Here is a 22,771-nt window from a genome sequence, read left to right as displayed (position 1 = left end):
ATGGCTTTTGGCGTGCCGAATCAAGGTGGACTTTTGGCCAGTGCGCGAGTGGGCTGATCCTACGCCCTCCCGATCAGGAGCGCGAGAGGACAATCTTCGGTCAACCCGAGGCAGCCCGTTCTGCCGCAAGAATCGGATTTTTTGCCCTGTGCGATCGGCGATTGTTCGACCAACACTGCGGTGTTCGTCCCATGACGGATCTCTGACCTTGACTGTAGGCTCGGCGATCGGGTCCTAAGCCCCCAGGGCGAATGTCAGGGCGATCATCGCCAGCGGCAGCGCCGCGACCGCCGCGGCCCGCAGCCAGGCCGGCCGGTAGGACATCACCGCCACCACCAGCAGCGCCGCCCCGGTGAGACCGCCGATCCATTGGACCGGACCGAAATTCCAGCCGCTGCAAGCGATGGAGGCGGCCAACGACACGGCGAGCCCCGACCATCCGGCGGCGCGCAGGCTCCGGACCCGGCTGCGGGGCGCGGCCACGCGGAACACGGCGCGGTGGTGCCGGTCGAGGCTGAGCGCCAGGGCCGCGAAGCTGGAGAAGCTGAGGCACAGGCTCAGGGCCAGGGCGGAGGCGGTCACGCTTCCACCGTCCGCGACAGGTTCGGCCGGGCCGCCCGCAGCCGGCTCGGCGCCCTGGCCGCGAGGCGTGCGCCGAGGGCGAGGAGGATGGCCACGACCAGCATCGCCGCATCGAACCCGAGGAACCGAGCCTCGCCGATGGTGAACGCGTCGACGACCGGGATCGCCAGAAAGGCGAGTGCCGACACCCCGAGGGCGGCGGGCCAGGCCTTGGCCTTCGGGTAGAGGATCGCCGCGAGGGCGGCGAGGATCCAGGCGGCGAAGAAGCCGCGCACCTCCCAGCTCGCCCGGCCGGCAAGGTCCAGGGACAACAGGCGATTGGCCAGGAAGTAGGCGGCCAGGCCGGTGGGAAGCCCGGCGATGGTGCCGAGATTCAGCACGCGCACGAGCCGCAGGCCGAAGCCCGCCGGATCCGCGCCCTTCGGCGCGCGCGCGACGGTCCAGAGCACGAGGCCGGAGGCGATGGTCGCGGCGCCCATCACGCCGCAGAGAAACAACAGCACGCGCAGGGGCGCGGCGGCAAAATGCGCCTCGTGCAGGCCGATCATCACGGCGCCGGTGCGGGTCGCCGCGCCGACATCGCCGGTCCGGGACAGTTCGGCGCCGGTATCGCCCGCATAGACGATCTGCGGATGCAGATGCGCGAGGCCGGGCGGTTCCTCGAAGAACGCCGTGACGCTCGACGCCGCATCGCCCGGCATCGTCACCAACACGACCTCGGGGGACTCGCCGTGGGCGTCGATCGCCCGCGCCACGATCTCGCCGAGCGGAATCAGGGTGCCAGGCCGGCCCGCGGGCGTTCTGGTCGCGGCCATGATCCCGGATTCGGCGTAGTAGGCCAGGATGTCGTGCCGATAGGCCGCTTGGACGCCCCAGGGCATCAGCATCGGCCCGAGCTCGATCAGACCGGTGTAGACGATCATCAGGTGGAACGGCAGCGCCAGCACGCCGACGACGTTGTGGGCGTCGAGCCAGCCGCGCTGGGCCGACTTGTCCCGCCGGAACGTGAAGAAATCGGCGAAGATGCGCCGGTGGGTGACGATCCCGCTGATCAGCGAGATCAGCAGGATCATCGCGCAGGTCCCGACGATCCAGCGGCCCCAGACCGGCGGCAGGGCCAGCTCGAAGTGGAAGCGGTAGAGGAAATCGCCACCCTTCGTATCACGCGCCCGCGACGCCTCGCCGGTGGCGGGATCAAGGAGCGCATGGTGATACGGCCCGTCCGGGTTGTTCCACCAATAGACCTCGACCGCGGGGTTCTCCGCCGTCGGAGGCCGGATCGACCAGCCGATGGCATCCGGCATCTGCCGCGCCAGATAGGCGGCGGCCCGGTTGGCCGCGGCGGCGGGATCGGCCGGCGTCTCGGACAGCTCCGGCCGCATCCAGTGCGAGATCTCGGTGCGGTAGTAGCTCGCCGTCCCGGTCACGAAGATCGCGAACAGCACCCAGCCGACCACCAGGCCGGACCAGGTATGCAGCCACGCCATCGACTGCCGGAGGCTTTTCTTCGGACGGCTCATGGGGCGTTCGCCGCGCTGAACGCCCCGGCCAGCCAGAGGCCGGCCGCCAGTGAGGCCGCGACCAGCCCGAGGACGAGCGCCGCACGCCCCAGGGTCCGGGCCGCAAAGACCCAGACCACCGCCCCGGCCATGATCGCGAAGCTCGCGAGCGTCCCGGTCGAGACCGCCTCGGAGCGCGGCATCGGCAGGGCGAGCGCCAGGAGCATCGCCGACAGCGCCGCGACTCCGTAGCCGCCGAAAGCCGCCAGCACGACACGTCCGGCCACCGCCAGACGGTGGGTCAGGCCCGACATGGAGCGGGTGCTCATCGCGCGGCCTGCCGGTTTCGTGATCCCATGCCGCGGCGTAGCAGCGGCGGGCCGGGACTCGCAACGGCTATGTTTGGGAACGATTCCAGTGTTCCGCGAGCCGCTTAGGAGGACACGGCCGATCTTCGCGCGTCATTCATCCGATGTCCGCCTGACCGAGGCTGCGTCCAGGGGATCGACATGCGGCACGATGCTTGAGAGGGCTCGCCGTGGCGTGGGTCAGTGTCCGGCCGTGGCGCCGGAACCGGTCCGGCCCGATCGCTGAGCGCCGGCGGCGGCGCTGCGTGCGCTCGGCGGCAGATCGGTGCCGGTGCCGGGACGGTCGGAGCCGGCGCCCGCTCCAGCGGTGGGCGCCGTCACGACGCGGTCGCGGTCCTTTCCCGCAGCGTAGCCGGCGTTGACGCCCGCGTAGAAGCCGCTGAAATCCTCGGCCCGAACGGGGACGCTCGCGAGAACGAGCAGGATCGTGGGCATCAGCAGGCGGCGCATGGCGGTCCCGAAACGTGAAAGGCGGCGACCCCGCCTGGGATCTCCGCCTTCCAGCATTCTCACGGATCGCGGCAGCAAGACGGCCGCGGGACCGATCAATCTTCGACGTTGATGCTCGAAGCCTCACGGCCCTTCTGGCCCTCGACGACGCCGAGGGTGACCTGCTGGCCTTCGGCCAGCGATTCGAGGCCGGCGCGGGACAGAGCCGAACGGTGGACGAACACGTCCTTGCCGCCGTCATTGACCGAGACGAAGCCGAAACCCTTGGCGGGATCGTACCACTTCACGGTGCCGCTCATCTCGACCGAGGGGCCGGAAGCCGCGCGGCCACCGCCGCCAGCACCGGCACCATAGCCACCACCGCCGCCGCCGCCGTAACCGCCGCCGGCACCACCACCGTAGCCGCCGCCACCGCCGCCGCCGAAGCGGTCGCCGCCGAAGCCGCCGGTGCGCGGGCGCAGCTCGCGCCGGGGCGCAGGCGCCTCGGCCGTGGAGGTGTCGACGCTGGTGACGCTCGTGACCTGCGGGCCCTTCTGGCCTTGGGCCGTCGTGACCGTCAGCCGGGTGCCCGGCATCAGATCGGCGTGGCCGGCAGCCTCGACGGCGCGGATGTGAAGGAAGGCATCGCCCGACCCGTCACCGAGTTCGACGAAGCCGAAGCCCTTCTCCTTGTTGAACCACTTGACCGTCGCATCGCGCTCCGGCCCGGTTGCGACCGGTGCCGCACCGCCGCGGGCCGGGCCACGGTCGAAACCGCCACCACCGAAACCGCCGCCGCCGCCACCACCGAATCCACCACCGCCGTATCCGCCGCTGGGGGGAGCCTGATCAGGCCATCTCGGCTCGCCAGCCTCGTCGAAGCCGCGCTTCTGCGGCCCCCTGAAATCACGACCACGTCCCATCGAAAGCTCGCAAAAACCGTCCGCCGCCCTGGTCTTGAATACCGCGTGCGCGCCATCCCAGACAGCCCACGCCCCGCACTATCATTACCCCCGGTCGCGGTAACCAAGAATAACGCCCCAGTCCTGACGCAATCGGGCCTTGACCGCAAGGACCTTCTTGGCCAAGACGCGCCCGTTTCGTTACTTTCTTGCGGTAAACAACGCAGATCGACGGAGCTGATGATCGGGGCGTTCGCCTTTCGGGCAAGGGCGTTAGCGAAACGCAAAGGCTGTTCGGCTAGACTCGCGGCGCGCCCCGCAACGGCACCCGGCCATGATCGCGACTCCGACCTTCCCCGATCTCTCGGCCCTCGTGGTCGACGAGAGCCTCTATATCCGGCGAATCGTGCGCGACATGCTCATGCGAGTGGGCATCAAGCGCGTGCTGGAGGCGCCGGACGGCGCCGAGGCCCTGGGCGTGCTGGCCGAGAGCAAGCCCGATATCAGTATTATCGACTGGGATCTGTCGATTCTGTCGGGGGAAGAGTTCATCCGGCTGGCGCGCACGCCGGCGACCTCCCCCTGCCCCACCATCCCGATCATCCTGATGCTCGCCCAGCCGCGCCGCAACGTGGTCGACCGGGCGGTCGCGCTGGGCGTCAACGAGATCATCGCCAAGCCGTTCTCGCCCAAGACCCTGTGGTCCCGGCTCGACGAGGTGATCAATCGGCCGCGGCCCTATTCGCAGGTCAAGAGCCTGCTGCGGCCGATCCCGCGGCGGGCCAGCGCCATGAAGGCCGTCGCTTGAAGGCCGTCGCTTGAAGGCCGTCGTCCGAGCCCGCGACGATCGGACGTTGCAGTTCCCGACCGACCCTGTAGGGTCCGTGTCTAAGAATGGCCGAGCGCGATGCTCGTGGCCGACCCGAAGGACCGACGGCCGCGCCGATGAGGGACGAGACCGCTGCGGCCGCGCCGTCCCGCACCTCGACCGGCGCAGCGCCGCTCCAGCCGACGGCCCAGATGCCGGGCCGCGACCGCAGGCGCGTCGCCTACGCGGCGCTGGACCTCGGCACGAACAATTGCCGCCTGCTGATCGCCGAGCCGACCTTCAGCGGCTTTCGGGTGATCGACGCCTTCTCCCGCATCGTCCGCCTGGGCGAGGGCCTGGGCACCTCCGACCGTCTCAACGAGGCCGCGATCGAGCGCACCGTCGAGGCCCTGCGCATCTGCCGGACCAAGATGCAGACACGGGGCGTGCGGCGGGCCAAGGTGATCGCCACGGAGGCCTGCCGGCTTGCGGTGAACGGCGCCGCCTTCGTCGAGCGCGTCCGGCGCGGCGTCGGCCTCGATCTGGAGATCGTCGACCGGCAGACCGAGGCGTATCTGGCGGTGACCGGCTGCGCGGCTTTGGCCGACCCGGACGCCGAATCCGTCGTGATCTTCGACATCGGCGGCGGCTCCACCGAGATCGCCTGGCTCGACGGCGAGGCCGCCAATCCGTCCACCGACCCGACGCTGCGGATCCGCGCCTGGGATTCCCTGCCGGTGGGCGTGGTGACCCTGGCCGAGCGCCACGGCGGCGCGGAGGTCACCCGGCGGATGTTCGAGGGCATGGTCGAGGAAGTGGCGGAGAAGCTCTCCGCCTTCGCGCTCCGGGCGGCGGCGGCGGCCACGGCACCGCATTTCCACCTGCTCGGCACCTCCGGCACGGTGACGACCATCGCGGCGATGCATCTGCGCCTAGCGCGCTACGAGCGGCGGCGGGTCGACGGCCTGTGGATGAGCGACGACGAGGTCTCGACCGCCATCGACGATCTGCTCGACACACGGCTGGAGCAGCGGGCCGACAATCCCTGCATCGGACGCGACCGCGCGGATCTGGTACTGGCGGGCTGCGCGATCCTGGAAGCGATCCGGCGAGCCTTCCCGTCGGACCGCCTGCGCATCGCCGACCGGGGCCTGCGCGAAGGGTTGTTGATGAACATGATGCGGGAAGACGGCGTCTGGAACCGGAAAGCGGTTCGATGAGCGACCGGCGCGGCGGCGCGGGCTCCACCGGGGGCGTGCGCGGCGATCTCAAGCAGCGGGTGAAGACCGGGCGCGGCCGGACCCTGTCGCAGAAGCGGTGGCTGGAGCGCCAGCTCAACGATCCCTACGTCGCCCGGGCCAAGCGCGAGGGCTATCGCTCCCGCGCGGCCTACAAGCTGATCGAGATCGACGAGCGCTACAAGCTGCTCAAGCCCGGCCAGCGGGTGGTCGATCTCGGTGCGGCGCCCGGCGGCTGGTCGCAGGTCGCGGCGCGGATCGTCGGGGCCACGGGCCGCGTCGTCGGCATCGATCTGCTGGAGATCGAGCCGATGCCGGGGGTCGAGTTCATCACCCTCGACTTCCTCGATCCCGAGGCGCCGGCCCGGCTCACCGCTCTGCTCGGCGGTCCGGCCGATATCGTCCTGTCCGACATGGCCGCCAACGCCACCGGCCACAAGAAGACGGACCATCTGCGGATCATCGGGCTCGCCGAGACCGCGGCCGAGTTCGCCCGCGAGATCCTCGGCCCCGGCGGGGCCTATCTCGCCAAGGTGCTGCAGGGCGGCACCGAGAACGCCCTTCTCGCCGATCTGAAGCGGGACTTCACCGCCGTGCGCCACGTGAAGCCGGCCGCCAGCCGGTCCGATTCGAGCGAGCTCTACGTGCTGGCCACCGGCTATCGCAGCGCGGCGGCCCGGGCTGCCGCAGCGGCTGCGGACGAGGCCTGAGCCGGACCCGATGCTGGTCGAGTGGGCGCTGTCGCTGGTCAATCCCGCGCCGCTGCACCTGCGCCGGCTCGGCTATGTTCGCCAGAGCGGCCTGCTCCACGCCCGGTCGCGCCGCTGCCGCGCGGCCTGGGCGCCGCACCTCACCCGGGCGCGCGGCGTGATCCTCGCGGCCGCCGAGGCGACGGCACGACGGGGTTCGGCTGTGGTGCTGGGCTCAGGGCTCCTCGACGACGTGCCGCTCGACGCCCTCGCGGGCCTGTTCGAGCGGGTGACCCTGGTCGACGCGGTGCATCCCTGGCCGGCGCGGCTGGCGGCGCGGCCGCACCGCACCGCCGCGCTCGTGACCGCCGAGATCAGCGCCGGGCTGACCGATCCCGACCTGTGGAGGATCTGCGCGGAAGCCGACCTGATCGTCTCGGCCAACCTCCTGTCGCAGCTGCCGATCGTTCCGATCGAGGCCTATGAGGCCCGCGGACGGGAGGCGCCGCCGCGGCTCGGAACGCAGATCGTCGAGACCCATCTCGCCGCCCTCGACCGGCTGGCCGCCGGGACCGGACGGGTCTGCCTGATCACCGATACGGTGCAGCGCGAGGAGGACCGGGCTGGCGGGGTCACCGACAGCCACGACCTGATGTTCGGCGTGGCGCTTCCGAAGCCGGCCGAGGCCTGGGACTGGCAGATCGCCCCGTTCGGCGAGATCGGCCGGCGTCGCCGCCTGATCCACCGGGTCCACGCCTATCCGGATTGGCGGGCCTCAGGGGGCTGATTGTCGGGCCGCGCGGCGCGCGAAAAAGAGCCGCCCCGGTTTCCCGGGGCGGCTCTTTTCAAACCGCCGTGGCGCTCCGGCCTACTCGGTCGGTGCGTCCTCGGCGGGTGTCCGCGCCTCGCCCTCTTCCGAAGCGATGCCGTCGAAGCGCGGCCGGCGACGGCGACGCGGCTTCACGGGTGCTTCCTCGGCGGCGGTCTCGACCGCGGGGACGGACGGCTGCTCGACGGGGGTTGTCGCCGCTACCGGACGGGTCGGCGCCATCAGGAAGGCCGGCAGGCTGGCCGGATCCTCGGCGGTGACCGGAGCCGCGACCGCTTCCCGACGACGCTCGCGACGGGGCGCGGGCTCGGCCTGGCGCGGCGTCTCGCTGCGGGGGGCCGCCTCGTTCCGGGTCTCGGCCCGACGCGGCTGGCGCTCGTCCGAGCGCACATCCTGCCGAACGTCCTGCCGGTTCTCCGGCTGCCGGGTATCCGGCCGCCCGGTGTCGGAACGGCCGGACTCGTAGCGGTTCTGGTCGCCGCGATTGTCCTGCCGGTTCTCTTGGCGGCTCTCTTGCCGGTTGTCCTGGCGATCCTGCCGGTAATCCTGGCGCCCGTAATCCTGGCGCCCGTCCTGCCGGTTCTCTTGGCGGTTCTCTTGCCGATTATCCTGGCGATCCTGACGGTAGTCCGGACGCTGATAATCCTGACGCTGCGAGTCCTGCCTCTGGGAATCCTGCCTCTGGGAATCCGGGCGCTGGTAATCCTGCCGGGGCTGGTCCTGGCGCCGGTAATCCTGGCGGCCGTTGTTGTCGAACCGGCGCTGGTCGCGGTTCTGGAACCGGTCGCGGCCCTGCTGGCGGCTGTCCTGGTTCGTGTCCTGGCGCATCTCGTAGGGCTGCGGCTGCTGGCCGAGATCGCTGTCGTCGTAGCCGTTATAGGCGTGGCCATTCTGGCCGGAACCGTTGCCCTGGCCCTCGTCGTCCCCCTCGTCCATGTCGTCCTCGTAGGAACGACTGGCATATCCGCCGGTATTGGCCGGGCGGGTCTGCTCCTGGGCGCCGGAGACGATCCGGAAGTAGTGTTCGCCGTGCTGGAAATAGTTCTCCGCTGCCACGGGATCGCCGGCCGCCTGCGCGTCGCGGGCGAGCTGGGCGTACTTGTCGGCGATATGCTGCGCGGTGCCGCGGATTTTGACGTCGGGGCCGTTGGATTCGTACGAGCGCGTCAGCGGGTTCGGACCTTTGGGCCGGTTGCGGCCGCGCATCCGTCGATTCTGGTTTGGTCTCATCGGTCTTCAGTGACCCTCGTTCACGCAAACGACAGTTCTTCGGGGCGTCCGGCGTCGATCTTGAGACGCGCTCCGGCCAAATGCACCCGGTGAAGCCGCGCATCCGACCGCTCCGCGGTCCGCGCGCCTGCCTGACCATCCCTCGCACCGCGCGTCCGGGCCAGACGCCAGAAACCAGTCGATTGTCAGGTTCGAGTGCTGTCGGACCGCCGCGCATTCACACGCGCGCTCCAGTCCAACGGTACGGGGGATCAGCGAACCAACCAGCGACCAAAGATCATCGCCGACCTATAGGAGTCCGTCTTAACGAACCGTTCGCGATCTTCAAGCGGACTCTAGCGTTCCCAAAGAGATGCAACAAGCATTTTCTCAACGCATCGATCGTGGTGCCGGATCTAGGCATCCGTGTGGCCGGATGAAAGGCCGAACACCAGCACCCGGTCATGGCCGGCGAGATCCCGCGTGAGTCCACGATCCGCGAAGCCCGCGGCTCGCGCGAGGGCGCGCACGGCATCGGCCTGATCGTAGCCGATCTCGAACAGGAGCGACCCGCCCGGTGCGAGCAGATCGGCGGCCCGAACGCCCTTGAGGATCCGTCGATAGGCGTCGAGCCCGTCCGGACCGCCGTCGAGGGCCGCGCGCGGATCGTGCAGGCGGACGTCGCGGTCCAAGTGCCGGATGATGTCGCGCGCGATGTAGGGCGGGTTCGAGACCACGAGGTCGAAACTGCCTTGGACGGCGTCGCACCAATCCCCAGCCGCGAAGGTCGCCCGGGCGCCGAGCCCGTTCACCGTGGCGTTGTACCGTGCCATGCGCAGGGCGCCCAATGAACGGTCGAGACCGATTCCGGAGGCGTTCGGACACTCGCTCAGCAACGCCACCAAGATGCAGCCGGAGCCGGTGCCGAGATCGAGGCAGCGCAGGGGCGCGGTCCGGTCCGGCACGGACGCCAGAGCCGCTTCGACGAGAATCTCCGTATCGGGGCGTGGGACCAGCGTCTCCGGCGTCAGCCGGAACGGCAACCCCCAAAACTCCCAGGTTCCGAGGATACGGGCCACCGGCTCCCCCGACAGCCGCCGCGCCAGGGCCGCGTCGAGGCTTTTCGCCTCGTCCGCGCCGAGGGTTTTCTCGCCGTCGAGCAGGAGGTCGCGGGTCTCGAAGTCGAGGACGCCCAGCATCAGGAAGCGCGCGTCGCCCGCGGCCTCCGCGATGCCGCCCGCGCTCAGCACGGCTGTGCCCCGGCGCAGGGCCGCCCGGCGCGACAGGCCCTGGCTGGTCTCCGCCGTCATGATCCGCTCAGGCCATGCCCTCGGCGGCCAGGAGCTCGGCTTGGTGCTCGGTGATCAGGGCGTCGACCACCTCGTCGAGCGCGGTACCGGCCATGACCTCCTCCAGCTTGTAGAGGGTCAGGTTGATCCGGTGGTCGGTCACCCGGCCCTGCGGGAAGTTATAGGTGCGGATCCGCTCGCTGCGGTCGCCGGACCCGACCTGCGCCCGCCGGTCGGCGGCGCGGGCGGAATCCTTGGCGGTCCGCTCGGCGTCGTAGAGCCGGGCGCGCAAGAGCGACATGGCGCGGGCGCGGTTCTTGTGCTGCGAGCGCTCCTCCTGGACGAACACCACGATGCCGGTTGGCAGGTGGGTGATGCGGATCGCCGACTCGGTCTTGTTGACGTGCTGTCCGCCCGCGCCCTGGGCGCGCATCGTATCGATCTTCAGGTCGGCGTCGTTGACGGTGATGTCGACCTCCTCGGCTTCCGGCAGCACCGCCACGGTGGCCGCCGAGGTGTGGATGCGCCCCTGCGTCTCGGTGTCGGGCACCCGCTGCACCCGGTGTGCGCCGCTCTCGAACTTCAGGCGCGCGAACACGCCCTTGCCCTTCACCTCGGCCACGACCTCGCGGAAGCCGCCGACCGTGCCCTCGCTCTCGGAGATCACCTCGACCCGCCAGCCCTTCGACTCGGCGTATTTCGCGTACATCCGGAACAGGTCGCCGGCGAACAGGGCCGCCTCGTCGCCGCCAGTGCCGGCGCGGACTTCCAGGATCGCGCTCTTCTCGTCGGCGGCATCCTTGGGTAGCAGCATGAGTTGGAGCGCCCGATGCGCCCCTTCGAGCCGCTCCTGGGCTTCCGGCTTCTCGTCGGCGGCCAGCGCGCGCATCTCCGGATCGGTGCCCGGCTCGTCGATCATCGCCTCGAGATCCGAAAGGTTCGCGAGCGCTGCGCGGTAGGTGCGGATCGCGTCCACCACGGGGTCGAGGTCGGACAGCTCCCGGGAGAGCTGGATCACGGTCTCGGATTCACCTTCGCCCGTGGCGAGCTGCGCGGTGACGAATTCGTGCCGCGCCAGGATGGCGTCGAGGCGCTCGGTGGGAAAGGGGATCATCGCCCGTGTTTCTGCAGGTTTTTGCGCACGACGTTCCGGGCCGGGCGGGGTCTCGTCTCAGAGGTTGAAGCGCGGACTCGGAAGGCTGACCGACGCGGCAACAAAGCTCCCCCTATTCGACACACGGCGCTCGTTCGAGAGCGGACGCCGCGGCGCATCGACCGAAATCGCCGCGGCCCTGCCGTACAACTCCGGCCGAACCTTCGGCAAGGGTCGCTTGCGGGTTAGATAGGTACGCCGTGGGCATGCGCGAAGGCGGCGAGCGCCGGGCGCAGGGAATCGCCGTCGTGCATCCGCGCCATCTCGGTGTCGATCAGCTCGGTGATGGCGCCCGCATCGAGGCTGAGCACCATCGCCTTGACCGGGCCGATGGCGGCCGGCGACATCGACAGGCTGCGGTAGCCCAGCCCGATCAGCGCCATCGCGTCGAGGGGCCGGCCGCCGATCTCGCCGCACACCGTCACCGGACAGCCGGCGGCGTTGGCCCGCTCGGCGATCAGACGGAAGGCGCGGAGGGCCGCGACGCAGAGCGGGTCGAACCGGTCGGCGACCCGGCGGTTCTCCCGGTCGACCGCGAACAGGAACTGCATCAGGTCGTTCGAGCCAACCGAGAGGAAGTCGGCCTCTTTCGCGATCTCGTCGATCTGGAACAGCAGCGACGGCACCTCGACCATCGCGCCGAGCTTGCACTCGGTGGGAAGCTGATAGCCGTGGCGGCGCAGATAGGCCTTCTCGCGCTCGACGATGCCGCGGGCACGGACGAACTCGTCCACGGTGGCAACCATCGGGAACATGATCTTGAGCGGGTCGCCCTCGGCGGCCTTCAGCAGGGCGCGCAACTGCATCCGCAGCAAGGCCGGCCGGTCGAGGCCGATCCGGATCGCCCGCCAGCCGAGCGCCGGGTTCTCCTCCTCGAGCTTGGCCATGTAGGGCAGGATCTTGTCGCCGCCGATGTCGAGGGTACGGACCGTCACCGGCTTGCCGGCCGAGGCCGCGAACACCTTGCGGTAGAGTTCCTGCTGCTCTGCGGCCGAGGGCATCCGCTGGGCGACCATGAACTGCAATTCGGTGCGGAACAGGCCGACGCCCTCGGCGCCGGTCTCGTGCAGGTGGCTGAAATCGACCAGCAGGCCGGCATTGAGGTTCATGCCGACCCGCACGCCGTCCCGCGTCTGGGCCGGCACGTCGCGGAGCGCCCGGTACTGCTCCTGCCGGCGCGCGCGCAGCCGCACCATCTCGGCATAGGCCGCCTCGACCTCGGGGCCGGGCCGGACATGGACCTCGCCGGCGACGCCATCGACGATGATGGCATCGCCCGCATCGCACAGGGCGGAGGCGTTCTCGACCTCGCCCACCGCCGGGATCCCCAGCGCCCGTGCGACGATCGCGACGTGGCTGGTGGGGCCGCCCTCCTCCAGCACGATGCCGCGCAGCGTCGAGGAATCGTAGTCGAGGAGCGCCGCCGGCCCCATCGTGCGCGCCACCAGGATGGCGTTGTCGGGCAGGACGACGGTGCCGCCCGCCTCCGGCCCGGTCAACGTGCGCAGCAGCCGGTTGGCGAGGTCGTCGAGATCGTGCAGGCGCTCGCGCAGATACGGGTCGGACTGGCGCATCATCCGAGCGCGGTTGTCCGACTGCACCCGCTCCACCGCCGCCTCGGCGGTCAGTCCGGAGGCCACGGCCTCGCGCATCCGCCGGAGCCAGCCCTTGTCGTGGGCGAACATCCGCACGGTCTCCAGCACCTCGCGCGATTCGGCGGTGCCGATCCGGTCGCCGCGCTCGACCAGCGCGTCGATGGCCGACCGGACCTCCTCGATCGCCGCGTCGAGCCGCGCGACCTCGCGCTCGACATTCTCGGCGATCAGCGTCTTCACGACGACGCGGGGTTCGTGCAGCACGACGTGGCCCAGTCCGATGCCGTCGGCCAGGGCGATACCGCGGGCGACGACGGGGCGGCGGGCGGCGGTGCCGGCATCGGGCGCCAGGCCCTCCAGCTCGCCCGAGGCGATCATCTCCGAGAGCACCATCGCGGTGGTCTGGAGCGCTTCGATCTCCTCCTCGGAATAGACCCGGTAGGTCTTGTTCTGGACGGTGAGCACGCCGAGCGTGTTGCCGGCCCGCAGCAGCGGCACGCCCAGGAAGGCGTGATAGGCCTCTTCCCCCGTCTCCGGCCGGTAGGAGAAGGCCGGATGGTTCTGCGCGTCCGAGAGGGAGAGCGGCTCGGCGGTCCGGGCGATCAGGCCGACGAGGCCCTCGTCGGCATGCATGCGCGTCTGGTGCACGGCCTCGCGGTTGAGGCCCTCGGTGGCGAACAGCTCGAGGGTGTTGTCGTCCCGCAGGACATAGACCGAGCAGACCTCGGCCACCACGTTGGCGGCGATCAGCACGACGATGCGGTCCAGGCGTGCCTGGGGGCTGACCGGCTCCGCCATCGCTTCGCGGAGGCGGCGCAGCAGCAGGCGCGGGCCTCCGGGCGCAGCGGGCATCGGTTCGTCGTTCCAACGTCGGCGAGCGGCCTTGGCGTCGACCACCCTGCAACCTTGGCGCCAACAGAGAAACGGCCGGCGCCGGATGGACCGTACCGCAAGCCCCCGGACGATCCCCGGGTTCTGCGGAAAGGCCCGCGACTGTTCTAGCTCAAGACACCCGATCGGCGCCCGAAACCCCGCCCGATCGCCCTGCGATCGCACACGATTCCAGGCCCTTGTCCCAGCCCTCGTTTCAGGGCGCGCCCGTCACCGGACCAGCATCCGTTCCGGCCGAGCGACGCGCTAATCTGAACCCTTCCGGGCTCAGGCCTGATCCAGGCCGTATAGCGAGTGGAGCGTGCGCACGGCAAGCTCCGTATAGGCCGCGTCGATCAGCACGGAGAACTTGATCTCCGACGTGGTGATCGCGCGGATGTTGATGCCCTTCTCGGCCAGCGCCCGGAACGCCTTGGCGGCGACACCCGCGTGGCTGCGCATCCCGACGCCGATCGCCGAGACCTTGACCACGTCGGTGGCGCCCTCGATCTGCGCATAGCCGATCTGCGGGCTGGCCTGGTCGAGGATCGCCCGGGTGCGCTCGTACTCGGCCGCCGGCACGGTGAAGGTCATGTCGGTGGTCGACTGGTCGCCCGACACGGTCTGGATGATCATGTCGACGTTGATGTTCGCATCCGCCAGCGGCCCGAAGATGGCGGCGGCCACGCCGGGGCTGTCCTTGACCCTGCGCAGGGTGATCTGCGCCTCGTCCCGGGAGAACGCGATCCCGGTGATGATCTGCTGTTCCACGATATCGTCCTCGTCGCAGATGAGGGTGCCCGGGCGCGCTGCGTCCGGCGGATCGAAGGAGGATCGGACCGTGGTCGGCACCCGGTGGACCATGGCGAGTTCCACCGAGCGGACCTGCAGCACCTTGGCGCCGAGCGACGCCATCTCCAGCATTTCCTCGAAGGTCACGCGCTCCATGCGCCTCGCCTTCGGCACGATCCGCGGATCGGTGGTGTAGACCCCGTCCACGTCCGTGTAGATGTCGCAGCGCTCGGCCTGGATCGCGGCCGCCACGGCCACCGCCGAGGTGTCCGAGCCGCCGCGCCCGAGGGTGGTCACCCGGCCGGTCTCGGGGTGGATGCCCTGGAAGCCGGCGATCACCGCGACCTCGCCCTTGGCGAACCCCGCCTCGAGATTCTTCGGGTCGATCTCGGCGATGCGGGCCGAGCCGTGCGCGTCCGAGGTGACCACGGGGATCTGCCAGCCCTGCCAGGAGCGGGCCTTGATCCCGTCCTTCTGCAGGGCGACCGCCAGCAGGCCGGCGGTGACCAGCTCGCCCGAGGCGACGACGGCGTCGTATTCCCGCGGGTCGTAGAGCGGGTTGGCGTCCTTGACCCAGTCGACCAGCTCGTTGGTCTTGCCGGACATCGCCGACACGATCACGGCGACCTCGTAGCCGGCCGCGACCTCGCGGGCGACGTGGCGGGCCACGTTGCGGATGCGCTCGACATTGGCGACGGAGGTGCCGCCGAATTTCATCACCAGACGGGGCATGATGGTTCTTCGCGGGTTCCCGGCGCCTGGGGAGGGACCGCCCTGGCGGGTCCCGGACAGTGCCCGGCGGGTACAAGCGGCTCGGTGAGGTGTCAACAACCGTCCAAGCATGGCGCCGGCGCGCCGCGGCGACGGGGCCGGGACAGGCGTGCTATGGCGGCCCCGACAGGTCCCGCCGATAGCCCCGACCCGGATCGCTCGTCGAGCGCCGGGTGCCGGGCATCGCGCGGGCCCGGACGGCCTCTTCTGGACGGAACGCGCATGGACAGGGTAGCCACGAACCCCGGAACGGACGGCTTCGTCGATCGCGGCGAGGTCGCGCGGTTCGACGCCCTCGCCGCCACCTGGTGGGACGAGGCCGGTCCGATGCGGGTGCTGCACCGGTTCAACCCGGTGCGGCTGGCCTATATCCGCGACGCGCTGTGCCGGCGCTTCGGCCGGGATCCGCAGACGCCGTTTCCACTGGACGGGCTGACGCTCTGCGATGTCGGCTGCGGCGGCGGCGTGCTGTCGGAGCCGCTCGCCCGGCTCGGCGCGAAAGTCACCGGGCTCGATCCCGCGGAGCAGAACATCGCGGTCGCCCGCGCCCATGCCGAGGCCGCCGGCGTGCCGGTGGATTACCGCGGCGAGACCATCGAGGCCGTGGTCGCCGCCGGCCGGAGCTTCGACGCCGTGCTGATCATGGAGGTGGTCGAGCACGTCTCCGACATGCCGGCCTTCGTGCGCACCGCCTGCGCGGCGGTGAAGCCCGGCGGCATGCTGTTCGGGGCGACCCTCAACCGGACGCTGCGCTCCTTCGGGCTCGCCATCGTTGGCGCCGAGTACGTGCTCGGCTGGCTGCCGCGGGGCACGCATGACTGGGAGAAGTTCGTGACGCCGGACGAGTTCAGCGGCGCCATCCGGGCGGGCGGCCTCGAGGTCACCGACACGATCGGCGTCGCCTACAACCCCCTCACCGACGGCTGGCGCACCAGCCGCGACAAGGCGGTGAACTATATGGTCGCGGCCGAGCGCCGGGGCTGAACCGGAGCCTCCCTGCGTGGTTGAGACCGCAGCGGAGACCCAGAGCATGCTCGAGAAGATTCCCCACGCGGTCGGTGAGGCCCTGTCCGGCCTCAAGGCCGGGATCGACAAGACCGCCTATCACGCGGATTTCGCGGATATCCCGGAGACGCTGACGCTGACGAGCCCCGCCTTCCCGGACGGTGGCGAGATCCCTCCCCGCTTCACTGCGGACGGGCCCGGCCTCTCGCCGCCGCTCGCCTGGAGCGGCCTACCGGCCGGCACCGCCACGCTGGTCCTTCTGGTCGAGGATGCCGGCAGCCCGACGCCGCAACCGCTCGTTCACCTGATCGTGTGGAATCTGTCGCCCACCGCCGACGGCCTCGGTGAAGGTACGCTCCCGAGCCCCGATCGTCCGGGCAACGGGACGAGCCTCGGCAAGAACAGCTTCCTGCGGCCGGAATGGCTCCCGCCCGATCCGCCGAGCGGCCACGGGCACCACGATTACCTGTTCCAGCTCTATGCCCTCGGAAGCGCCCTCGATCTCCCCGAGAGCCCCGGCCGCGGCGCCCTCCTCGACGCGATGCGTGGACGGGTGATCGGCAGGGGCAGGCTGGTCGGCACCTATACCCGCGCCTGACGCGAAGTCTTCCGATAGCGGGGATTGAGGCGCGCCGGCCGGGCCGCTCGCGTTGAACGCGGTTGCGCGCCACGCTACTGTATCGACCTGGTACCGCCTCTGCGGAAAACTACGGGCATTCGGTTTCGGAGGCGGGATCTGTGGGTATCGATGCGCAGCCGAGGCGGCGGGACGCGCAAATCATTGCGCGGGCTCTCGCAGCCTCGAACGTCGGGACCTGGGAATGGCGGATCGCCGACGATGTCGTGCGCTGCGATTCCGTCGCCGCCACGATGCTGGGCATTCCTCGGGCGGCCACCGGGCGCGGGACCACCTACGCAATGTTCTTCGATCGGATCCATCCGCAGGACCGTCCGCGGGTCGGGGCGATCGTCAAGAATCTGCAGCGCCACGGCGGGCTCTACGTTGCCCAGTACCGCACGGTGCTGGCGCCCGACGACGTGCGCTGGGTCCTGGCGCGGGGCCGTTTCGTCATGGGCCCGGACGGCATCGTGAGCGAGGCGCGCGGCATCGTCATCGACGTGACCGAGAGCAGCCGGGATGGCTATATCGATGAGGCCGCCTTCTGCGCGATCGATGCCCCGGGAGGCGGGATCGACCGGGTCGCCGAGCTGGCGCTGGCGCTGTTCACCGTGGCCGAAGGCCTCGGGGAGAGCGATTTCGCCCGGCTGAAGCCGCTGATGGACTCGCTGCTGCACGAGATCGGGCGGCAATTGGTCGGCAGCCCCGCGGTGCCGGCCGCCGACAGCATCCACTGAGCGTCGCACCTGCGACGCCTTGCCTTGCGGTGGCGAATCCTGATATGGCGGCGCCATCCCGCGATGCGTGTGCCGTGATCGCTGGACGCGTTCGTCGCGTCCCGCCCCGCGACCACGTTCCCGATCCCCCGTGAATGGACGGCCCCACCCGGGCTCGAGAAACCGATGAAGATCCGTAATTCCCTCAAGTCCCTGCGCGGCCGCCACCGCGACAACCAGCTCGTGCGCCGCAAGGGCCGGGTCTACGTGATCAACAAGACCCAGAAGCGCTTCAAGGCCCGCCAGGGCTGAAGCCTCCGGCGCCCGGCCTCGGCCGGGTATCCTATCCGAAGGCAGCCGCGCCCGCCGGGTTGCGGCTGCCTTCGCATGCGCGGCACCGCGGCACGTTGACGAGCGCGGCACCGCCGCACACTCTACAGCGATGACGCCGATCCGCCTTTTCGCCGCCCTGGTCTGCCTGCCGGTCCTCGTATCAGCGGCCTCCGCGGATGCGGGTCGGGCCGGTCGTGCAGCGCCCGAGGCGAAGCCGGCGCCGAAGCCCGTGAGCCTCGACGACCTGTTCGCGCGCCTGCGCGCCAGCGAGGATCCCGCCGAGGCGAAGGGCATCGCCAAGCTCATCGAGCGCCGTCTCGACGTGTCCGGCAGCCCGACCGCGGACCTGATCACGGATCGCGCCCGGCAGGCCATCGCGGCCCACGACTTTCCCCTGGCGGCCGAGCTGATGGACCGGGTCACCGCCCTGGAGCCGAACTGGTCCGAGGGGTGGAACCGGCGCGCCACGGTGTTCTGGCTCCTGACCGACAAGGACGACGCGATCGCGGACCTGCGCCGGGCTCTGGTGCTGGAGCCGCGCAATTTCGAGGCCTGGGCCGCCATGGGGCGGATCTACGAATCCCTCGACGACAAGACCCGGGCGCTGGCGGCCTTCCGCCGGGCGCAGACGCTCTATCCGACCATGGAAAAGATCGGCGAGGCGGTCGACCGCCTGGCGCCCGAGGTTGACGGCCGCGACCTGTGAGCCGCGTGGCCGGATTGCTCCTCACGCTCCTCGCCCTGCCCTTCGCGATCCTGGGTTTGATTCTCGCGGTCGGCGCGGTGGCGAGCCTCATCATCGCCCTGCGGGTCGGTGCGGAGTATCCGCCGGCCGGTCCCTTCGTCGACATCGCCGGCGGGCGCCTCGCGACCATCCAGGCCGGGCCGGTCGACGGTCCCCCGGTCATCCTGTTGCACGGGGCCTCGGCCAACGCCTCCGACCCGATGGAGGGATTCGGCCGCAGGCTCGCCGAACAGGGGTTCCGGGTGATCGCGTTCGACCGGCCGGGATTCGGCTGGAGCGACCGGATCGCCGGGGACGAAGCCGCCGCGCCGGCCGTCCAGGCCCGGATCATCGCGGAGACGCTGGACAAGATGGGCATCGGTCCGGCGGTGGTGTTCGGACATTCCTGGGCCGGCGCCCTGGCGCTCGCGCTCGCCCTCGACCACCCGGAGCGTGTCTCGGGTCTGGTCCTCGCGGCCCCGGTCGCCATGCCGATGCCGGCCCGGATGCTGGTGCTGCCCTGGTACTGGCGCCTCGCGCTGAAGCCGCCCGTGGCCTGGCTGCTGAGCCGCACCATCGGGCCGCCGCTGGCCCAGTATTATCTGCCCGAGACGGCCAAGCGGGTGTTCCTGCCCCAGCCGGAAGTCCCCGGCTATGCGGAGATGGTCCGCGCGGCCCTGGTGCTGCGGCCCGGAACCTTGCTCGCCAACGTGCAGGACCTGGTCGGCCTGCCCGCCGCCCTGGCGGCGCAGAGCGCGCGCTACGGCGACCTGCGCGTCCCGACCCTGGTGATCTCGGGCGAGGCGGATCCGATCGTCCGCAGCGAGACTCAGGCGGTCCCCCTGGCGAAGGCGATCCCCGGGGCGCGGCTCGTGCTGCTGCCGGGTATCGGCCACATGCTCCACTTCGTGGCCGCAGAGCGCGTGACCGACGAGATCGCCCGGTTCGCCGGGGAGCGGCGCGAGGCCGCTCCTCTTCTCAAGGAATAGACTTCACGCCTTCTCGGCATGCTCCCGTGTGATGAAGGTGAGCCGCACGAGGTTCGTCGCCCCGGGCGTCCCGAAGGGCAGACCGGCGACAACGATCACCCGGTCGCCCACCGCGGCGAACTTTTCGCGCACCGCGAACTTGGCGGCGCGGAACGACATGTCGTCCACGTCGCTGGCATCCTTGGTGACGATCGGGTGCGTGCCCCAGGCGAGCGCCAGGCGGCGGGCCGTCTCGCGCCTTGGCGTGAGGGCGATCACCGTGGCGTTGGGGCGCTCGCGCGACAGGCGCAGGGCGGTCGAGCCGGAATTGGTCCAGGCCATGATCGCGTCGAGGTTCAGGGCGTCGACCATCTGGTGGGCGGCGGCCGCGATGGCGTCGGCGGCGGTCTCGTCCGGGGTCGCGCTCTGCGCCCGGATGATCGACCAGTAGACCGCATCGCGCTCCACCTGCTCGGCGATGCGGTTCATCGTCTCCACGGCCCCGACCGGGAAGGCGCCCGAGGCACTCTCGGCCGAGAGCATCACGGCGTCCGCGCCCTCGTAGACGGCGGTCGCCACGTCCGAGACCTCGGCGCGGGTCGGGACCGGCGCCGTGATCATCGATTCGAGCATCTGGGTTGCCACCACCACCGGCTTGCCGAAGCGGCGTGCGCTGCGGGTGATCCGCTTCTGCACGCCCGGCACCTGCTCCAGCGGCATCTCCACGCCGAGATCGCCGCGGGCGACCATCAGCCCGTCCGAGATCTCGATGATCTCGTCGAGCCGGGTCAGGGCCTGTGGCTTCTCGATCTTGGCCATCACCAGGGCGCGGCCGGCGCAGACCTTCTTGACCTCGGCCACGTCCTCGGGCCGCTGGACGAAGGAGACGGCGATCCAGTCGGCCCCGGCATTCAGGCCGGCATCGAGGTCGGCCCGGTCCTTCTCGGTCATCGCCGGCACCGGGATCACCGTGTGGGGCAGCGACACGCCCTTGCGGTTCGAGATCTTTCCGCCGACCTCGACGCGGGTGACGGCGCGGTTTTCGGAGGTTTCGAGCACGGTCAGCCGCAGCTTGCCGTCGTCCAGCAGGATCGCGTGGCCGGCCTCCAGCGCCTCCAGGATCTCCGGATGCGGCAGGTGGCAGCGGCCGGCATCGCCCGGCGTCGGGTCGCCGTCGAGCACGAAGGTCGCGCCGGTCTCGATCATCACCGCACCCTCCGCGAAGGTGCCGAGCCGGAGCTTCGGCCCCTGCAGATCGACCAGGATGCCGATCGGGTGCTTGGCCTCGCGCTCGATCGCCCGGATCACCTCGACCTTCTCGGGCAGTTTCTCGCGGGGGAGATGGCTCATGTTGAGCCGGAACACGTCCACGCCCGCCCGGAACAGGCGTTCGATCATCTCCGGCGAGTCCGAGGCCGGCCCGAGGGTGGCGACGATCTTGGTGCGGCGCGAGCGTTTCAAGCGGGATCCTCCGGGTAGTCCGCCGCGTCCGCGCGCGGTCTGCCCGCGGCGGCGTCGGTTCGGTTCGTTGGGTGGCGGTGTAGGCATCCCGCCCGGGGCAGCGTCAAGGGCGCAGATGCGCATTGCCCGGCAAGGCCTGCGGCTGCCGACATACGCAGCGGTCGCACTGAGTCTCGAGCGGAACACCCTGTACAAGGGCGTACGAACGGACCCCGTCAGCGGCGATCATTGCCGTTTTCGGCCTGGTCGATAGAGTGCCTTTCAATGCATCTCGGTCCGGTGCTCAGGGCCGTGCCATGCCCACGCTGATGCGCTTCGCGAATTGCAAGATCGCCATGTACGCCGACGATCATCAGCCGCCACATTTTCATATCGAGGGTCGTGGTTGGCGCGTGCTCGTCGAGATCGAGACTCTTCGGATACGGGCGGGGGATGCCCGGCAGGCGGACGAAGCTATGGCCTGGGCCAAGGATAACACCGCGCTGCTCGTCGAGTCATGGAACCGTCTGAACCGGAGGTCTTGAGCTGATGGATGTGCCGACCCTGAAAGGTGTTCGCGCCGGGCCGGGGCGGACCTTGCTCGTGACTTGGAAGAACGGAGCAGAGAGCCCGGTCGATGTTGAGGCGCATCTCGACACCTTCGCGGTGTTTGCACCGCTGCGCGCCGATGCCCATGCGTTCGCCACCGTGACGGTCGGGGAATGGGGTCGGAATGTCCATTGGACCCACGATATGGAGATCGCCGCCGACACGCTGTGGCGGCTCGCCTTGGAACAGGGGGCCGCGTGGTTGCACGCATGGCGGCTCGGTCGCGTACCGCGGATGACGCAGCACGAAGCCGCACGCGCACTTGGCGTCAGTGTCCGGATGTGGCGCTACTATGAGGGCGGCACGCACCTGCTTCCCAAGACCGTGCGCCTCGCCGCCATCGGCCTCGACCACGCTGCCGAGGCCGCCTGAGGAACATTCTACGGCTTGGCCGGCGCGTCCGCCCGGTTGGGATCGGTGAGCTGGATGGTCCAGCTCTTCTGCTCGCCGGTATCGACCTCGAAGAAGCCGTTCCGGTCGTAGCCGCGGGCGAGGCAATCCTCGACGCCGCGGATCGTGAACTCGGAATCGCGGGTGCACATCAGCGAGCGCCCGCTCCACTCGCCGCCGCGCGTGTAGTCGACCGCGAACACGTAGTAGAACCGCGCCGCCAGCGCACCCTTGAGCAGGGTCTCGCAGGCCTTCGGGGCCAGATCCCACCAGCCCTCCGTGACCCAGCCCTGCGGGTCCCGGTAACCCAGCGAGATGCCGACCTTGCTGGCGGTCTGGTTGCACAGGCGCAGGTCGGCCTTGGCGGGCCCGGCGCCGAGAAGCGCGACGCCGATCCCCAGGACCACCGACAGTACGAGCGGCGGCGCGGCCACCAGCCCCAAAAGCCTACCCGACGAGGATGATGCGGCAATCGTTGACATTGGTGCGGGTCGGGCCGGGGTTCACGAGGTCGCCAAGGGCCGCGAAGAACGCGGTCGAATCGTTCTGCGCCAGCATCGCGGCCGGGTCGAGGCCGGCGGCGCGGGCGCGTTCCAGGGTGGTCGGGTCGACCAGGCCGCCGGCCGGGTCGGTGGCGAGGCCGCGCCCGCCATCGGTGCCGTCGGTGTCGGCGCTGATCCCGAAGATGCCGGGCTCGCCGTCGAGCGCCACGGCGAGCGCCAGGGCGTATTCCTGGTTGGGGCCGCCATGGCCCTCGCCCCGGATCGTCACGGTGAGCTCGCCCCCCGAGATCAGCGCCACGCGCTGGCCGGCGGCTTTGTAGCGCTTGGCCTCGCTGGCATGCACGGCGGCGACCTCCCGGGCCTCGCCTTCAAGGTCGGCGCCCAGCATGATCGGCTCGTAGCCCGCCTCCCGGGCCGCCGAGGCGGCGGCCTCCAGGGCGT

25 protein-coding genes are annotated in these 22,771 nt (G+C 70.4%); 12 read left to right on the top strand and 13 right to left on the bottom strand.

Features of this window, described 5'->3' with window-relative positions; translation table 11 throughout:
* Window positions 1-234: 234 nt before the first annotated feature.
* From MKL11_RS27820 to MKL11_RS33230, 5 genes are all read right to left on the bottom strand, one after another.
* Window positions 235-582 (bottom strand): DUF3325 domain-containing protein, encoded by a 348-nt coding sequence (locus MKL11_RS27820; RefSeq protein ID WP_243949514.1) that lies wholly within the window; start codon window positions 580-582, stop codon window positions 235-237.
* Window positions 579-2,102 (bottom strand): PepSY-associated TM helix domain-containing protein, encoded by a 1,524-nt coding sequence (locus MKL11_RS27815; protein WP_243949512.1) that lies wholly within the window; start codon window positions 2,100-2,102, stop codon window positions 579-581. Before MKL11_RS27815 ends, MKL11_RS27820 begins: the two co-directional genes overlap by 4 nt.
* Window positions 2,099-2,410, bottom strand: a complete 312-nt coding sequence (locus MKL11_RS27810) for an iron transporter (RefSeq protein ID WP_243949510.1) — start codon at window positions 2,408-2,410, stop codon at window positions 2,099-2,101. The genes MKL11_RS27815 and MKL11_RS27810 overlap by 4 nt, the downstream gene beginning before the upstream one ends.
* Before the next feature lie 219 nt (window positions 2,411-2,629).
* Window positions 2,630-2,899, bottom strand: a complete 270-nt coding sequence (locus MKL11_RS27805; protein WP_243949508.1) for a hypothetical protein — start codon at window positions 2,897-2,899, stop codon at window positions 2,630-2,632.
* A 95-nt stretch (window positions 2,900-2,994) separates the two neighbouring features.
* Complete coding sequence (locus MKL11_RS33230; RefSeq protein ID WP_279600760.1) at window positions 2,995-3,801, bottom strand: cold-shock protein; 807 nt, start codon at window positions 3,799-3,801, stop codon at window positions 2,995-2,997.
* Between the two features lie 313 nt (window positions 3,802-4,114).
* On the opposite strand from MKL11_RS33230, the gene MKL11_RS27790 reads away from it, so the two are divergent.
* The 4 genes from MKL11_RS27790 to MKL11_RS27775 all read left to right on the top strand — a co-directional run bounded on the left by MKL11_RS27790 (window position 4,115) and on the right by MKL11_RS27775 (window position 7,302).
* On the top strand, window positions 4,115-4,588 hold the full coding sequence (locus MKL11_RS27790) for a response regulator (RefSeq protein WP_243949506.1): 474 nt from the start codon (window positions 4,115-4,117) through the stop codon (window positions 4,586-4,588).
* A 137-nt stretch (window positions 4,589-4,725) separates the two neighbouring features.
* Complete coding sequence (locus MKL11_RS27785) at window positions 4,726-5,808, top strand: Ppx/GppA phosphatase family protein (RefSeq protein WP_243949504.1); 1,083 nt, start codon at window positions 4,726-4,728, stop codon at window positions 5,806-5,808.
* The gene (locus tag MKL11_RS27780) at window positions 5,805-6,536 is read left to right on the top strand and encodes an RlmE family RNA methyltransferase (protein WP_243949502.1); all 732 of its coding nucleotides are present in this window, start codon (window positions 5,805-5,807) and stop codon (window positions 6,534-6,536) included. The genes MKL11_RS27785 and MKL11_RS27780 overlap by 4 nt, the downstream gene beginning before the upstream one ends.
* A 10-nt stretch (window positions 6,537-6,546) precedes the next feature.
* Entirely contained in the window at window positions 6,547-7,302 is a 756-nt protein-coding gene (locus MKL11_RS27775) for a hypothetical protein (protein WP_243949500.1), read from the top strand.
* A gap of 81 nt (window positions 7,303-7,383) precedes the next feature.
* On the opposite strand, the gene MKL11_RS27770 is transcribed toward MKL11_RS27775, so the two are convergent.
* The 5 genes from MKL11_RS27770 to MKL11_RS27750 all read right to left on the bottom strand — a co-directional run bounded on the left by MKL11_RS27770 (window position 7,384) and on the right by MKL11_RS27750 (window position 14,984).
* Window positions 7,384-8,550 carry a DUF4167 domain-containing protein gene (locus MKL11_RS27770; protein WP_243949498.1) on the bottom strand — a complete coding sequence of 389 codons (1,167 nt, stop codon included), beginning with the start codon at window positions 8,548-8,550 and terminating at the stop codon, window positions 7,384-7,386.
* Between the two features lie 419 nt (window positions 8,551-8,969).
* Window positions 8,970-9,863 carry a peptide chain release factor N(5)-glutamine methyltransferase gene (prmC, locus tag MKL11_RS27765; RefSeq protein ID WP_243949494.1) on the bottom strand — a complete coding sequence of 298 codons (894 nt, stop codon included), beginning with the start codon at window positions 9,861-9,863 and terminating at the stop codon, window positions 8,970-8,972.
* A 7-nt stretch (window positions 9,864-9,870) separates the two neighbouring features.
* On the bottom strand, window positions 9,871-10,956 hold the full coding sequence (gene prfA / locus MKL11_RS27760; RefSeq protein ID WP_243949492.1) for a peptide chain release factor 1: 1,086 nt from the start codon (window positions 10,954-10,956) through the stop codon (window positions 9,871-9,873).
* Window positions 10,957-11,180: 224 nt separating this feature from the next.
* Window positions 11,181-13,442 carry a phosphoenolpyruvate--protein phosphotransferase gene (ptsP, locus tag MKL11_RS27755; protein ID WP_243949490.1) on the bottom strand — a complete coding sequence of 754 codons (2,262 nt, stop codon included), beginning with the start codon at window positions 13,440-13,442 and terminating at the stop codon, window positions 11,181-11,183.
* Between the two features lie 306 nt (window positions 13,443-13,748).
* Entirely contained in the window at window positions 13,749-14,984 is a 1,236-nt protein-coding gene (locus MKL11_RS27750) for an aspartate kinase (RefSeq protein WP_243949481.1), read from the bottom strand.
* A 261-nt stretch (window positions 14,985-15,245) separates the two neighbouring features.
* Here MKL11_RS27750 and ubiG point away from each other — a divergent pair, with 261 nt between their 5' ends.
* The 6 genes from ubiG to MKL11_RS27720 all read left to right on the top strand — a co-directional run bounded on the left by ubiG (window position 15,246) and on the right by MKL11_RS27720 (window position 19,409).
* A complete protein-coding gene (gene ubiG, locus MKL11_RS27745; protein ID WP_243949477.1) occupies window positions 15,246-16,007 on the top strand; it encodes a bifunctional 2-polyprenyl-6-hydroxyphenol methylase/3-demethylubiquinol 3-O-methyltransferase UbiG in 762 nt (253 codons plus the stop codon).
* A gap of 46 nt (window positions 16,008-16,053) precedes the next feature.
* A complete protein-coding gene (locus MKL11_RS27740; RefSeq protein ID WP_243949433.1) occupies window positions 16,054-16,626 on the top strand; it encodes a YbhB/YbcL family Raf kinase inhibitor-like protein in 573 nt (190 codons plus the stop codon).
* A gap of 140 nt (window positions 16,627-16,766) precedes the next feature.
* Window positions 16,767-17,384, top strand: coding sequence for a PAS domain-containing protein (locus tag MKL11_RS27735; RefSeq protein ID WP_243949431.1), 618 nt, complete (start codon window positions 16,767-16,769; stop codon window positions 17,382-17,384).
* Between the two features lie 165 nt (window positions 17,385-17,549).
* On the top strand, window positions 17,550-17,675 hold the full coding sequence (gene ykgO, locus MKL11_RS27730) for a type B 50S ribosomal protein L36 (protein ID WP_003601867.1): 126 nt from the start codon (window positions 17,550-17,552) through the stop codon (window positions 17,673-17,675).
* A 130-nt stretch (window positions 17,676-17,805) separates the two neighbouring features.
* Window positions 17,806-18,402 (top strand): tetratricopeptide repeat protein, encoded by a 597-nt coding sequence (locus tag MKL11_RS27725; protein WP_243949429.1) that lies wholly within the window; start codon window positions 17,806-17,808, stop codon window positions 18,400-18,402.
* Window positions 18,399-19,409, top strand: a complete 1,011-nt coding sequence (locus MKL11_RS27720) for an alpha/beta fold hydrolase (protein ID WP_243949426.1) — start codon at window positions 18,399-18,401, stop codon at window positions 19,407-19,409. The genes MKL11_RS27725 and MKL11_RS27720 overlap by 4 nt, the downstream gene beginning before the upstream one ends.
* A gap of 3 nt (window positions 19,410-19,412) precedes the next feature.
* Here MKL11_RS27720 and pyk read toward each other — a convergent pair whose 3' ends face one another.
* Complete coding sequence (gene pyk, locus MKL11_RS27715; protein ID WP_243949423.1) at window positions 19,413-20,849, bottom strand: pyruvate kinase; 1,437 nt, start codon at window positions 20,847-20,849, stop codon at window positions 19,413-19,415.
* A gap of 296 nt (window positions 20,850-21,145) precedes the next feature.
* On the opposite strand from pyk, the gene MKL11_RS27710 reads away from it, so the two are divergent.
* Together MKL11_RS27710 and MKL11_RS27705 are read left to right on the top strand one after the other, a co-directional pair.
* Complete coding sequence (locus tag MKL11_RS27710) at window positions 21,146-21,373, top strand: DUF4160 domain-containing protein (RefSeq protein WP_243949421.1); 228 nt, start codon at window positions 21,146-21,148, stop codon at window positions 21,371-21,373.
* Between the two features lie 4 nt (window positions 21,374-21,377).
* Window positions 21,378-21,809 (top strand): DUF2442 domain-containing protein, encoded by a 432-nt coding sequence (locus MKL11_RS27705; RefSeq protein WP_243949419.1) that lies wholly within the window; start codon window positions 21,378-21,380, stop codon window positions 21,807-21,809.
* Between the two features lie 8 nt (window positions 21,810-21,817).
* On the opposite strand, the gene MKL11_RS27700 is transcribed toward MKL11_RS27705, so the two are convergent.
* Window positions 21,818-22,309 carry a DUF1036 domain-containing protein gene (locus tag MKL11_RS27700; RefSeq protein ID WP_243949417.1) on the bottom strand — a complete coding sequence of 164 codons (492 nt, stop codon included), beginning with the start codon at window positions 22,307-22,309 and terminating at the stop codon, window positions 21,818-21,820.
* Window positions 22,275-22,771 (bottom strand): MOFRL family protein (locus MKL11_RS27695; RefSeq protein WP_279600758.1); only part of this gene is annotated, 497 nt, incomplete at its 5' end. The genes MKL11_RS27695 and MKL11_RS27700, both read right to left, overlap by 35 nt.

Origin of the sequence: Methylobacterium sp. J-077 (genome assembly GCF_022829365.1) — a bacterium.
GTDB lineage: Bacteria > Pseudomonadota > Alphaproteobacteria > Rhizobiales > Beijerinckiaceae > Methylobacterium.
Note: the sequence above shows the minus strand (reverse complement) of the source record. Positions and strands in the feature narration are given on the sequence as shown.

Coding starts and splice junctions, on each gene's coding strand:
- MKL11_RS27815 (WP_243949512.1), bottom strand. CDS start 2,102: ATGAGCCGTCCGAAGAAAAGCCTCCGGCAGTCGATGGCGTGGCTGCAT.
- MKL11_RS27810 (WP_243949510.1), bottom strand. CDS start 2,410: ATGAGCACCCGCTCCATGTCGGGCCTGACCCACCGTCTGGCGGTGGCC.
- MKL11_RS27805 (WP_243949508.1), bottom strand. CDS start 2,899: ATGCGCCGCCTGCTGATGCCCACGATCCTGCTCGTTCTCGCGAGCGTC.
- MKL11_RS33230 (WP_279600760.1), bottom strand. CDS start 3,801: ATGGGACGTGGTCGTGATTTCAGGGGGCCGCAGAAGCGCGGCTTCGAC.
- MKL11_RS27790 (WP_243949506.1), top strand. CDS start 4,115: ATGATCGCGACTCCGACCTTCCCCGATCTCTCGGCCCTCGTGGTCGAC.
- MKL11_RS27785 (WP_243949504.1), top strand. CDS start 4,726: ATGAGGGACGAGACCGCTGCGGCCGCGCCGTCCCGCACCTCGACCGGC.
- MKL11_RS27780 (WP_243949502.1), top strand. CDS start 5,805: ATGAGCGACCGGCGCGGCGGCGCGGGCTCCACCGGGGGCGTGCGCGGC.
- MKL11_RS27775 (WP_243949500.1), top strand. CDS start 6,547: ATGCTGGTCGAGTGGGCGCTGTCGCTGGTCAATCCCGCGCCGCTGCAC.
- MKL11_RS27770 (WP_243949498.1), bottom strand. CDS start 8,550: ATGCGCGGCCGCAACCGGCCCAAAGGTCCGAACCCGCTGACGCGCTCG.
- prmC (WP_243949494.1), bottom strand. CDS start 9,863: ATGACGGCGGAGACCAGCCAGGGCCTGTCGCGCCGGGCGGCCCTGCGC.
- prfA (WP_243949492.1), bottom strand. CDS start 10,956: ATGATCCCCTTTCCCACCGAGCGCCTCGACGCCATCCTGGCGCGGCAC.
- ptsP (WP_243949490.1), bottom strand. CDS start 13,442: ATGCCCGCTGCGCCCGGAGGCCCGCGCCTGCTGCTGCGCCGCCTCCGC.
- MKL11_RS27750 (WP_243949481.1), bottom strand. CDS start 14,984: ATGCCCCGTCTGGTGATGAAATTCGGCGGCACCTCCGTCGCCAATGTC.
- ubiG (WP_243949477.1), top strand. CDS start 15,246: ATGGACAGGGTAGCCACGAACCCCGGAACGGACGGCTTCGTCGATCGC.
- MKL11_RS27740 (WP_243949433.1), top strand. CDS start 16,054: ATGCTCGAGAAGATTCCCCACGCGGTCGGTGAGGCCCTGTCCGGCCTC.
- ykgO (WP_003601867.1), top strand. CDS start 17,550: ATGAAGATCCGTAATTCCCTCAAGTCCCTGCGCGGCCGCCACCGCGAC.
- MKL11_RS27725 (WP_243949429.1), top strand. CDS start 17,806: ATGACGCCGATCCGCCTTTTCGCCGCCCTGGTCTGCCTGCCGGTCCTC.
- MKL11_RS27710 (WP_243949421.1), top strand. CDS start 21,146: ATGCCCACGCTGATGCGCTTCGCGAATTGCAAGATCGCCATGTACGCC.
- MKL11_RS27705 (WP_243949419.1), top strand. CDS start 21,378: ATGGATGTGCCGACCCTGAAAGGTGTTCGCGCCGGGCCGGGGCGGACC.
- MKL11_RS27700 (WP_243949417.1), bottom strand. CDS start 22,309: ATGTCAACGATTGCCGCATCATCCTCGTCGGGTAGGCTTTTGGGGCTG.